The 12,111-nt window shown below is 34.8% G+C and carries 9 protein-coding genes and 1 rRNA gene; 9 read left to right on the plus strand and 1 reads right to left on the minus strand.

Features of this window, described 5'->3' with window-relative positions:
- The first annotated feature begins 11 nt into the window (after positions 1-11).
- A 5S ribosomal RNA gene (gene rrf, locus ACHRVL_RS05920) occupies positions 12-121 on the plus strand.
- Between the two features lie 318 nt (positions 122-439).
- On the opposite strand, the gene ACHRVL_RS05925 is transcribed toward rrf, so the two are convergent.
- Positions 440-1,453, minus strand: coding sequence for a proline-specific peptidase family protein (locus tag ACHRVL_RS05925; RefSeq protein ID WP_395411089.1), 1,014 nt, complete (start codon positions 1,451-1,453; stop codon positions 440-442).
- 138 nt (positions 1,454-1,591) lie between these two features.
- Here ACHRVL_RS05925 and ACHRVL_RS05930 point away from each other — a divergent pair, with 138 nt between their 5' ends.
- The 8 genes from ACHRVL_RS05930 to ACHRVL_RS05965 all read left to right on the plus strand — a co-directional run bounded on the left by ACHRVL_RS05930 (position 1,592) and on the right by ACHRVL_RS05965 (position 11,984).
- Complete coding sequence (locus ACHRVL_RS05930; protein WP_395411091.1) at positions 1,592-2,029, plus strand: PepSY-like domain-containing protein; 438 nt, start codon at positions 1,592-1,594, stop codon at positions 2,027-2,029.
- A 137-nt stretch (positions 2,030-2,166) separates the two neighbouring features.
- Positions 2,167-3,198 (plus strand): LacI family DNA-binding transcriptional regulator, encoded by a 1,032-nt coding sequence (locus ACHRVL_RS05935; RefSeq protein ID WP_073411840.1) that lies wholly within the window; start codon positions 2,167-2,169, stop codon positions 3,196-3,198.
- Positions 3,199-3,223: 25 nt separating this feature from the next.
- Positions 3,224-4,084, plus strand: coding sequence for a helix-turn-helix domain-containing protein (locus ACHRVL_RS05940; RefSeq protein ID WP_395411093.1), 861 nt, complete (start codon positions 3,224-3,226; stop codon positions 4,082-4,084).
- Positions 4,085-4,151: 67 nt separating this feature from the next.
- A complete protein-coding gene (locus ACHRVL_RS05945) occupies positions 4,152-4,694 on the plus strand; it encodes a YbhB/YbcL family Raf kinase inhibitor-like protein (RefSeq protein WP_395411095.1) in 543 nt (180 codons plus the stop codon).
- A 278-nt stretch (positions 4,695-4,972) separates the two neighbouring features.
- A complete protein-coding gene (locus tag ACHRVL_RS05950; RefSeq protein ID WP_395411097.1) occupies positions 4,973-7,126 on the plus strand; it encodes an alpha-glucuronidase family glycosyl hydrolase in 2,154 nt (717 codons plus the stop codon).
- A 158-nt stretch (positions 7,127-7,284) separates the two neighbouring features.
- Positions 7,285-8,022: an SDR family NAD(P)-dependent oxidoreductase gene (locus tag ACHRVL_RS05955; RefSeq protein ID WP_395411099.1), complete on the plus strand. Its 738-nt coding sequence runs from the start codon at positions 7,285-7,287 to the stop codon at positions 8,020-8,022.
- 127 nt (positions 8,023-8,149) lie between these two features.
- Positions 8,150-9,313, plus strand: a complete 1,164-nt coding sequence (uxuA, locus tag ACHRVL_RS05960; protein ID WP_395412170.1) for a mannonate dehydratase — start codon at positions 8,150-8,152, stop codon at positions 9,311-9,313.
- Positions 9,314-9,380: 67 nt separating this feature from the next.
- Positions 9,381-11,984, plus strand: a complete 2,604-nt coding sequence (locus tag ACHRVL_RS05965) for a glycosyl hydrolase 115 family protein (protein WP_395411100.1) — start codon at positions 9,381-9,383, stop codon at positions 11,982-11,984.
- Positions 11,985-12,111: the final 127 nt, after the last annotated feature.

A 12,111-nucleotide genomic window follows, 5' to 3' on the forward strand; every position in this document is an offset into this window, starting at 1 on the left:
ACTAACAACCTTAAGGTGGTTATTGCGGCGGGGCTCACCTCTTCCCATCCCGAACAGAGTAGTTAAGCCCGCCTGCGCAGATGGTACTGCAATTTTGTGGGAGAGTATGTCGTCGCCTTTCTTTTAAAAATCCTCATCATTCATTTGATGAGGATTTTTTTGTTTTATAATCTTTTAGAAATCATTCCTGAAATATGTATTGTATCTCAGCGGTTGAAAGCGCTGGCTGTATTTTTATCTTGGAATTCATTGCTGCTTAGAATCAGAGGATTAAAAAAGTTCTTCTGATCTGGATGCGTTAGGGATGGGAGCGGTATCCTTTTGTTTTTTTCTTTAAAAAACAAAAGATTAAGCGGACAGCCCGACCCGAAGGGAAACGCCATAATTATTCTGATTGCTATAATGCTGTATTTTAATTAATTATGTTTTTTTTTTAAAATTATATTTTTTTGTTGTCAACGTCATTAATAAACTGAATTACACCATTCATAAAGACTTTTTGATCATCCCACATGGCTAAATGACTTCCGTTTGGACAAAATAAATAACGTCCTTTTTTGACTAATTTGCTTTGTTCTTCCATTGCTTTCGGATCCATAGTATCGTATTTCGCACCAATCATAAGCGTTGGGATTGTAATTTCATGCAATCGATTTTTGATATCCCATTTGGCTAATCTTCCACTGATTCCAAATTCGCTCGGGCCCTGCATTAGGGTATAAATTTCTCCGTTTACATGTTTGCTGGCGCGATTTAATCCGTCTGGCCATTCTTTTAATCGGCATAGATGTTCTTTGTAGAAGTTTGGTAACAGTAATTCCATATATTTTGGATTTCCAAAATCTTTTTTGGCTTCTAAAGCCCTTATTTCGGCTAGAATTTCTGGTTTCATTTGTTTTGCGAGAACTTCATCGGCATATTTTCCGTACTCAGGAGCACTGGCCATCATATTGGATACTAATAACCCTTTCATGTTTTGTTGGTACTTCAATGCATATTCCATTGCAAGAATGCCTCCCCAGGAATTGCCGAGAACATAAAAATTTTCTTTATCGGCATTAATTGCTTTTCGTACTTGTTCAACTTCTTCTACAAATCTTTCAGTTGTCCATAAACTGCTGTCTTTTGGCTGGTCGCTATAATAAGATCCTAATTGATCATATTCGTAGAATTCAAAACCCTCACGTTGAAAAAAGGTTTCAAAACATTCCATGTATTCATGTGTCATTGCAGGGCCTCCGTGTAATAGTAGAACTTTTATTTTTGGGTTATTGCCAAAACGCTTTGTCCAGACTTTAAATTCTCCTATTGGTGTTTTTATGGGAATCATTTTAACTCCAGCAGATTCAGGATTACTTTGATCGTAAGTAAAATAATTGGAGAGATTTGTATTGTTTTCTTTTTTACAAGATGTCATAAATAAAATAACTGTAAAAGCAAGAATGTAACGCATGTGGTTTTAATTTAATGGTTTAGACTAAGTTACAAATTAAAGGTTATGCATTTTAAAAACTTTAAAAGTTTCTTAAATAGATTTGACCGCGATTTTGCTTGTAGTAAATTAGTAATACTATACTTAAATAAATGAATTATGAAAAATAAAATATTTATAGCCGTAGTATTGTTATTACTGACAATTTCGGCCAGTGCACAGAAGAAAATTGAAGTTGCAGAACTGCCTAAACCCGCCCAAGAGTTTTTAAAAAAGCATTTTAGTTACACTACAGTAGAATTAGCCAAAAAAGATGCGGAACACGGAGAAAAAGGTTTTGAAGTAAAATTAAAAGACGGAACAGAAGTAGAATTCTGGAAAGATGGATTTTATAGAGAAGTGGATGGCGGAGATAAACCAATTCCGACCGATTTTATCCCAGATAACATTAAAGCTTATGTTGCTAAAAATCATCCAAACGAAAAAATAACCCATATAGATTACGGACACAAAGATTTGGATGTTGATTTAACAAACAATATTGATTTAGAATTTACAAAAGACGGTAAAATTCTAAAGGATAAAAAAGACAAATAAACCATATTGTTAAAATATTCCTGAATATCTCGCCATTTAAATGTCGGGTTATTCAGGAATATTTTTGTTTAACCAATTTTTAGGAAAGAACATCTTGAGAGAAAATAGTTTATATTTACATTTCTATTTTTTATTTCATGGAAGAAAATAAACATGTAACGATTTATGATATTGCCGAGCGTTTAAACCTGGCAACATCAACTATTTCGCGCGCTTTAAAAGATCATCACACTATTAGTGATAAAACGATAAAGAAAGTGAAAAAAACTGCCGAAGAAATGGGGTTTGTACCCAACACTTTAGCGGCAGGTTTACGCGGAAATAAAACCAGAACTATTGGTGTTTTAATTCCAACTGTTACACAACCGTTTTTATCTTCCTTAATTAGCGGGATCGAAATTACAGCTCAGAAATCGGACTATACTGTCATTATTATGCAGTCGCATGATTCTTACGAAGAAGAAGTAAATATGGCCAAGTCCTTATATAGTAATCGTGTAAGCGGTGTTATTTGTTCTCTGGCAATGGAAACCAGAGATACGGCACACTTTCATCAGTTTTCAAACAATAATATTCCGTTGGTTTTTGTAGACAGGGTTCCAAAAGACTATAATACTTTTAGAGTAGTTATCGATAATTACACAGCAGGTTATAAAGCAACCAAACACCTTATTGAACAAGGCTGTATTCGTATTGCTCATTTAACAGCTGGTTCAGAATTAGGAAATCTGTACAACGAAAGAAAAAGAGGCTACATAGAAGCTTTAAAAGATCATAATATTGAAGTTGAAGAAGAATTGATTATTAATCTAAATTCGGTTACCTACGAGGATGGTGTAAAAGCTAGCAACGCATTATTTGATTTAAAACCAATTCCCGACGGATTGTTTGCGCCAGGTGATATTTTGGCTGTAAGCGCCGTTCAGACGGCTAAAAAACGTGGCATTAAAGTACCAGAAGAATTTAAAGTAATTGGTTTTAACAACGACCCTATTTCGCAGATTATAGATCCTAATTTATCGACTATAACACATCCTGCAGAAAAGATGGGAAAAGCAGCCGCTGAGATTATCATCAAAAATCTAAAATCATCTAAAAACGATGATGCCAAAGAAATTACCTTTTTAAATACAGAAGTCCTTGCTAGAGAGTCATCTAGTAAAGAGTAAATGAGAAAGAATTAAATTGTCATTTATGCATGCCATTACACTTCCCGATGAGATGAATTTAGAAAAAACACAGCAAATACATGTTGTGGATTATAGAAGTTCTAAAGATGTCTCGAAACAGCAGATTATTCTAAACCAGAATATAATTAGTTTTCTTATCGAAGGAACAAAAGAAGCTGTTTTCGATAATGCAGCACTGTCTATAGATTCTTCTAAGTTTTTAGTAATGAGATCAGGAAATTGTTTAATGACTGAAAAAAGGATTTCGGAGGCCTCAAATTATAGAAGTGTACTCCTATTTTTTTCTAACGAAATGGTTCATAATTTTATTAGAAAAATGGAATTAATCGATTTTGAGACAGTCGATGCCAAATCTGTTTACGCTTTTAATTATGATGATTTTATACAAAGATTTGTACACAGTTTAGTTGATATTTCTAAACTTTCAGGAGAAATTAAGCCCAAATTATTAGAAGTTAAGCTGGAAGAAATTATGCTTTATCTTACCGAAAAATATGGAACAGAATTTCTATATTCCTTAACTGTAAACAGTAATAATGCTACACAAAAGTTTATTCAGGTAATTGAAAACAGTCATTTAAATAAATTATCTGTAAAAGAACTGGCATTTTTATGTAATATGAGCGTTTCGACATTTAAAAGAGAATTTGAAAAACATTACGCGGAATCTCCAATAAAATGGTTTCAAAATAAAAGGCTGGAATTTGCTCATTATTTATTGCAGCAAGAACAAAAAAATCCTTCAGAAATCTATTTTGAAGTTGGTTACGAAAACCTATCTAGCTTTACACAGGCTTATAAACTAAAGTATGGCGTAACACCAAAGCAAAATCAGAAAAACTGGACTTTTAGCAACAGTTTTTGATCCTTTCACTAAAGTTTCTTGGGCATTGCAGAATCTAAATTTGCTTATAATTTTAAAACGAAATAAAATGAAAAAGCTAAATTTAATTTTGGTGTTGTCTTTGATTTTTACAACAACAATTTTTGCCCAAAAAACATTTACTCTAACTAGCAAAGATTTAGGAGGAGAAACTACAAAAGTTCAGGAATTCAACGGATTTGGATGTTCGGGTGAAAATCAATCGCCTCAATTAACATGGAAAAACGCTCCAGAAGGAACCAAAAGTTTTGCCGTGACCATGTATGACCCTGATGCGCCTACAGGAAGCGGATTCTGGCATTGGGTAGTAGTTGATATTCCAGCAAACATAAGCGAATTGGTTACCGGTGCAGGAACTAAAAACCTTGTTCCAAAAGGCGCAATTCAAAGTGTAACCGATTATGGAATCAAAGGATTTGGAGGTCCATGTCCGCCAGTTGGTCACGGATACCACCAATATATCATCACCGTTTATGCCTTAAAAACGGATAAACTGGGAACAGGTGAGAATACAAATCCCGCTGTAGTAGGATTCAATCTTTGGAACCAGACTTTGGCAAAAGCAAGTATTATAGCGTATTACAAGCGATAAAGATTTAAAGATTTAACTTTAAATCCAACCCCTTAAAGGCAGGATAGTTTTTATAATTATCCTGCTTTTATTTGTTACAGAAATTTATTTTAAGAAAAAAAAGAGAGCTAAAATTTTTTTCTTAAATAACAATCCTATATTTTTACGCAACCGATTGCAATTGTTGTTTTATTTAGAATAATGTATTTTTTAATTTAAAAACTTATCAAATACTTTTATTGCGGAATAAAATATTGATTGATTCTAATTCGAAAATGTAAAGAATAAATTAAAGCCAAATGACATTATTAAGATTTGTTTCTCTGTTTCTTCTGATTTCTTTTTCAGCTTCAGCGCAAAAGGATTATAAATTATGGCTTCAGTATAATACGGTTGCGAATGTTGCAATAGCTTCAGAATACAAAAACAATCTTAAAGGAATTGTCATATTAGGAAATTTTGAAACCATAAAAATTGCTGAGAGAGAACTTAAAATAGGACTTTCGGATATGTTTGGAAATATTCCTGAAATCAGATCAGATATTAAAGGAGAAAGCAATTTAATAATTGGTTCACAATCGAATTTGAATGCTGAAATCAAAACCGAACTTCAATCTGATTTGGACAAAATAAATACTGAAGGTTTTATTATCAAATCCATTTCCATTAAAAACAAAAAACAAATCGTTATTACAGGAAAAAATGACGTTGCTGTTTTATACGGGGTTTTTAATTTTTTGAGGCTGATGCAGACTAATAAATCGATCAAAAATTTAAACATTACCGATTCTCCTAAAACCAATATCCGAATCTTAAATCATTGGGATAATCTCGATAGAACTGTAGAACGAGGTTACGCCGGATTTTCGTTATGGAACTGGCAGAAATTGCCTGATTTTATCGATCAACGCTATATTGATTACGCTAGAGCGAATGCGTCAATCGGAATTAACGGAACAGTTTTGACCAACGTAAATGCAAACGCTTTAATTCTTAATCCGCAATATTTAGAAAAAGTCGAAGCATTAGCCAATGTTTTCAGGCCTTACGGAATAAAAGTGTATTTAACCGCAAGATTTTCGGCTCCAATCGAAATTGGAAATCTAAAAACTGCCGATCCAAAAGATCTTGAAGTCATCAATTGGTGGAAAAATAAAGCGGAAGAAATCTATAAACGAATTCCAGATTTCGGAGGTTTTTTGGTAAAAGCCAATTCTGAAGGTCAGCCAGGGCCTCAAAATTATGGCAGAGATCATGTCGATGGTGCCAATATGCTGGCTGATGCTGTTGCGCCTTTTGGTGGAGTTATCATGTGGAGAGCCTTTGTATATTCGGAGCATGATGCGAACGATCGTGCGAAACAAGCTTACGCTGAATTTCAGCCGTATGATGGAAAATTCAAAGAAAATGTAATCGTTCAGGTGAAAAATGGGGCAATCGATTTTCAACCTAGAGAACCTTTTCATCCGCTATTTGGAGCGATGCCGAAAACTCCTTTAATGATGGAATTTCAAATTACGCAGGAATATTTAGGTTTCAGCACGCATTTGGTTTTTCTGCCTAAATTATTTCAAGAAGTTCTAGAATCAGATACCTATCAAAAAGGAAAAGGTTCGACCGTGGCTAAAGTTGTTGACGGCACTTTATACCAAAATAAATTAACGGGAATTGCGGGCGTCGCTAACATCGGGAACGATTTAAACTGGACAGGACATCCTTTTGCACAGGCCAATTGGTACGGTTTCGGAAGATTGGCTTGGAATCCGTATTTAGACTCAGAAACCATTGCTGATGAATGGTTAAGAAGCACTTTTTCAAATGATGAAAATTTCATTAAACCAGTAAAAAATATGATGATAGAATCTCGTGAAGCCGTTGTTAATTATATGACTCCACTTGGGCTCCATCATATTATGGATACAGGACATCATTACGGGCCAGGGCCTTGGGTTTCGAATTTGTCAAGACCAGAATGGAATCCAACGTATTATCATAAAGCAGATAAAAACGGAATTGGTTTTGACAGATCAAAATCGGGAACGAATGCTGTTTCGCAATACGCACCAGAAGTCGCCAATATTTTTGAGAATTTAGAAACTTGTCCTGAAAAAGATCTTTTATGGTTTCATCATGTTTCGTGGGATTATAAATTAAAAAACGGACAAACTCTTTGGAACGGACTTTCGCTTAAATATCAGGAAGGCGTAGATCAAGTAAAAGAAATGCAGAACGTATGGAATCGAGCAGAAAAATATGTTGATAATGAACGTTTCAACGAAGTAAAAATGCTATTGGAAATTCAGTACAAAGAAGCAAAATGGTGGCGTGATGCTTGCCTGCTATATTTTCAACAGTTTTCTGGTAAAGAACTTCCAAATGGAGTTGAAAAACCAACACAAACTTTAGAGTATTTTAAATCATTAAAATTCCCATTTGCACCGGGAAATGGATAAATAGTTGTAACACGGATAAAACGGATTCGTTATCACGAAGACAAAAAAAAACGGATTTTTCCCAATAAAAATTAGAATGAAAAATCTGTGTAAATCAGCGTTTTCGCGATAGCGAATCCGTCTAATCATTGTACTATAAATATATTTTATAAAAAATTATGAGCAAGAAAACGGCAATTGTAACCGGAGGAAATTCAGGTTTAGGATTTGCAACAGCAAAGAAATTATGTGACAACGGAATCACAACCTACATCATTGGAAGATCAAAAGAAAAAACAGAAGATGCCTGCAGCCAAATTGGAGAAAATGCTATTCCTATAATCTTCAACTTAAACGATTTGAAAGGAATTCCTGTAATGATTGAAAGCATTACAAAGAATAATCCAATTGATATTTTGGTCAATAATGCCGGAATCAACATGAAAAAAGAAATCCCAGAAGTAACTGATGAAGATTTTCTTTCAATAATCCATACTAATTTATTGAGCGTTTTTGCTGTCAGCCGAGAAGTCATAAAAAACATGAAAGAAAACGGAGGCGGAAGCATTATCAATATCAGTTCAATGGCATCACAATACGGAATTCCGAAAGTAATTGCGTATTCGTCAAGTAAAGGCGCAATCGAAGCAATGACACGTGCCATGGCAACAGAATTAGCACCGTCAGGAATACGTGTAAACTGTATTGCTCCTGGATTTATTAAAACCAAAATGTCTTCTACAGCTTTGGATAACGATCCAGAAAGAAAAAATAAAGTGTTGGGAAGAACGCCAATGGGCTATTTAGGAGAGCCGTCAGATATTGCAGATGCCGTTTATTATTTCGCTTTAAGCGAATCAAAATATACTACTGGAACAGTGTTACCTGTTGATGGCGGAAATAGTATTGGCTTTTAGTGAACGCTGAAAATTGCTCGCAAAGACGCAAAGACGCAGAGACGCAAAGTATTTTTTTTAAGCTTTTTTATATAAAAACTTTGCGCCTCTGCGTCTTTGCGAGATTAAAAAAATAAGTATGATAAAAATGCAGCAAACCATGCGTTGGTTTGGGCCTCAAGACAACGTAAAACTTATCGATATTAAGCAAGCGGGTGCAACGGGAATTGTAACCGCATTGCATCAAATTCCTGTTGGCAAAATCTGGACTGTTGAAGCAATAAAAGAAAGACAGGAAATCATTCGCAATTACGGATTGGAATGGACTGTGGTTGAAAGTCTTCCGGTTCATGAAGAAATTAAACGGGCTTCGGGGAATTATCTGCAATACATCGAAAATTATAAAATTAGTTTACGAAATCTAGCGGAATGCGGCATCAAAATCATCACCTACAATTTTATGCCGATTCTGGATTGGGTACGAACCAATCATAATTTTATAAACGAAGATGGAAGCAGAGCTTTGCTGTACAATCAGGATGCTTTTACGTATTTTGATGTTTTTCTTTTAAAAAGACCGAATTCAGAAAAGGATTATTCGGAGACGGAAAAAGAGAAAGCGTTACAGTTTGGAAATCAATTATCCGAAGATGAAAAAGCATTGCTGTTTAAAAATGTTTTATTAGGATTACCAGGGAGTACAATCCATTTTACAGCAGAACAAATCTTGTCTCTTTTAGAAAATTATGCTGAAATCGACAACCAAAAACTAAGAGAAAACCTGATTTATTTTTTATCTGAAGTTACTCCGATTGCAGAGAAAAATGGGCAAAAATTAGCGATTCACCCCGACGATCCGCCGTTTTCGGTTTTAGGACTGCCTAGAATTGTTTCAACAGAAGCCGATTTAAAAGCTATTTTCAGCGCTGTTCCGTCAACAGCTAACGGATTATGTTATTGTACAGGTTCGTTAAGTGTCGATGTAAAAAATAATCTGGAGAAAATTATAGACGATTTTGGAGATCGAATTCACTTTTTGCATCTAAGAAATACCATCCGCGAAAGCGAAACCATTTTCAGGGAATCGGAACATTTAAACGGTGATGTGAAAATGGAAATTATTGTAGAGAAATTATTGTTGTTAATGAATAAAACCAAAGTAAGTCTTCCGATGCGTCCAGATCATGGTTTTCTTCATCGAGTTGATGAAGCGACAGAAACTTATCCTGGTTATTCTTTAACAGGAAGACTGAAAGGTTTGGCTGAGTTAAGAGGTTTAGAAATGGGAATTGCTTATAAGTTGAATTTATAATTATTTTTTCGTGTTAGACCTGACAGGTTTTTAAAACCTGTCAGGTCTAAAAAAAAACTATGATTCTATGTGTTTAAAAAATAAAATAGCATACCTAATTTTATCGCTTTTCCTCATCGGATTAAGCACAAAATCGTATGCTATAAATCCAGATAAATATGTAGTCAATCAGGCTTCCGCCGAAAACTTTCCTTTGGTTTCAAAAGGAAAAACGGCTTCTGTTTTTGTGAGTGAAAATGATTTTTCGGGCGTTTTAAAAGTTACAGAACATTTAGAAAATGATATTTTTCAGGTATCCGATTTACATCCGAAAAGAGTTAAAAACATTTCTGAAGCAGGAGATTTTGTAATCATAATTGGCACATTAGGAAAAAGCAAAATTATCGATCAATTAGCCAAACAAGGAAAAATTGAGACCAAAGAACTTCAGGGAAAATGGGAAAAATTTACCACACAAATTGTCGAAAATCCGTTTAAAGGAATCAAAAAAGCGTTGGTCATTGCGGGTTCAGATAAACGAGGAACGATTTACGGAATCTACGATTTATCGAATCAAATTGGTGTTTCGCCTTGGTATTATTGGGCCGATGTTCCGGTTAAAAAACAATCAGAATTGCATGTTTTACCCGGAATTCATTCGCAGGGAGAACCAAAAGTAAAATACAGAGGAATTTTCATAAATGATGAAGCTCCGGCTTTATCCGGCTGGGCATTCGAGAAATTTGGCGGATTCAATTCGAAATTCTATGATAAAGTTTTTGAATTGATTCTGCGAATGAAAGGCAACTATTTATGGCCTGCAATGTGGGGCAGAATGTTTTATGTTGAAGATCCTCAGAATGCTGTTTTGGCCGACGAATACGGAATTGTCATGGGAACTTCGCATCATGAACCGTTAACGAGAGCACACGCCGAATGGGGAAAAGCAAACGGGAAATGGGATTTTAATACCAATTCTGAAGCTTTGATTCAATTTTGGAAAGACGGAATTAAACGAATGGGAAACAAAGAAACCATCGTAACGGTTGGAATGCGTGGCGACGGTGACGAACCTATGACCGAAGGAACTGCGATTGAATTATTAGAAAATATTGTAAAAACGCAAAGAGATATTATTGCAGAAGTTACGAAAAAACCTGCGGAAGAAACGCCTCAAATGTGGGCACTTTACAAAGAAGTTCAAGATTATTATGACAAGGGGATGACCGTTCCTGATGACGTAACGCTTTTGTTGTGCGATGACAATTGGGGAAATATCCGCAAACTTCCCGAACTCGATTCAAAACTAAGAAAAGGCGGTTACGGCATTTATTATCATTACGATTATGTGGGCGGACCGCGAAATTACAAATGGATCAACACGAATCAGATTGAACGCGTTTGGGAACAAATGGATTTGGCATATCAATACGGAGTCGATAAAATCTGGATTGTAAATGTAGGCGATATCAAACCAATGGAATTTCCGATTGAGTTTTTCCTGGATATGGCATGGAATCCTGAAAAGTTTAACGCTGGAAATCTGGAAGAGTATTATGTAAATTGGGCAAAAGAGAATTTTGACAATCAGTTTACAGGAGAAATTGCGGAGATTTTAAAATTATATACTAAATATAATTCCAGAAGAAAACCTGAATTATTGGATGCTAAAACATACAGCATAACCAATTATAATGAAGCAGATAGAGTTGTGACAGATTATCAAAAATTGGTAGAAAAAGCCAATTCGATAAACGAAAAATTGAAGCCAGAATATAAAGATGCTTTTTATCAACTGGTTTTATTTCCGGTTTTGGCAAGTGCCAATTTAAATGAAATGTATGTCGCACAGGCTAAAAATTATTTGTATGCAGAGCAGGGAAATGCAATGGCAAATGTTTATGCAGAAAAAGTAAAAGCATTATTCGAAAAAGACAGTTTGCTAACTAATTATTATCATACGAAACTGTCAAACGGGAAATGGAATCATATGATGTCGCAAACGCATATTGGTTATGACAATTGGCAACAGCCAGATAAAAATATAATTCCGAGAACAAAAACAATCGAAATTTCAAGTAAAACTCAAGCGGGAGTTTCTGCTAAGAATAATTCATCGAAAGTTGAGACATCAATTAATAAAAATCGAGATAATGTTCGAGGTTTTGTTGAGGGTGACGGTTACATTTCAATAGAAAGTAAAAACTATTCAAAAGCAATAAATTCGGATGCAGTAAAATGGATTGCTATTCCAAATCTTGGTAAAACAGATTCTGGAATAACAATTAAACCTTCGAATATTCATCCAATTGAAATTTCAGAACAATCACCAAGATTAGAATACAATGTTCATTTTTTCAGTAAAGGAAAGGTAAAAGTATACGCTTATTTTTCGCCGACAATCAATTTTAAAATCGGAGAAGGCTTAAAATACGGAATTGGCTTTGATAATGAAAAACCGCAAATCATGAACCTCAACGCAGATTCTTCTGAAAAAGCTTGGGCAGAATCTGTTGCCAATAATATTAAAATCATTACCTCAACGCATGAAATCGAAAACTCGGGAAATCATGTTTTGAAGATTTATGCGGTTGATCCAGCTTTGGTGCTTCAAAAAATTGTAATTGAAACAGAAGAAGGAAAAGTTTTGGAGTCGTATTTGGGGCCGCCAGAGAGTTTTAGGAAGGAATAATACGCAAAGTTTGTCATTCCGAGGAACGAGGAATCACACTAGAAACTCCACACAGAATATCGCCAATCTTTGTCGATTCCCGAGTGTGATTCCTCGTTCCTCGGAATGACAAAACTAAATGAATAAA

The organism is Flavobacterium sp. FlaQc-28 (genome assembly GCF_044007415.1).
Classification (GTDB): Bacteria; Bacteroidota; Bacteroidia; order Flavobacteriales; family Flavobacteriaceae; genus Flavobacterium.

What these genes read in the sequence shown, in the direction of transcription:
- ACHRVL_RS05925 (WP_395411089.1), bottom strand. Translation starts at nt 1,453, where the DNA reads ATGCGTTACATTCTTGCTTTTACAGTTATTTTATTTATGACATCTTGT.
- ACHRVL_RS05930 (WP_395411091.1), top strand. Translation starts at nt 1,592, where the DNA reads ATGAAAAATAAAATATTTATAGCCGTAGTATTGTTATTACTGACAATT.
- ACHRVL_RS05935 (WP_073411840.1), top strand. Translation starts at nt 2,167, where the DNA reads ATGGAAGAAAATAAACATGTAACGATTTATGATATTGCCGAGCGTTTA.
- ACHRVL_RS05940 (WP_395411093.1), top strand. Translation starts at nt 3,224, where the DNA reads ATGCATGCCATTACACTTCCCGATGAGATGAATTTAGAAAAAACACAG.
- ACHRVL_RS05945 (WP_395411095.1), top strand. Translation starts at nt 4,152, where the DNA reads ATGAAAAAGCTAAATTTAATTTTGGTGTTGTCTTTGATTTTTACAACA.
- ACHRVL_RS05950 (WP_395411097.1), top strand. Translation starts at nt 4,973, where the DNA reads ATGACATTATTAAGATTTGTTTCTCTGTTTCTTCTGATTTCTTTTTCA.
- ACHRVL_RS05955 (WP_395411099.1), top strand. Translation starts at nt 7,285, where the DNA reads ATGAGCAAGAAAACGGCAATTGTAACCGGAGGAAATTCAGGTTTAGGA.
- uxuA (WP_395412170.1), top strand. Translation starts at nt 8,150, where the DNA reads ATGCAGCAAACCATGCGTTGGTTTGGGCCTCAAGACAACGTAAAACTT.
- ACHRVL_RS05965 (WP_395411100.1), top strand. Translation starts at nt 9,381, where the DNA reads ATGTGTTTAAAAAATAAAATAGCATACCTAATTTTATCGCTTTTCCTC.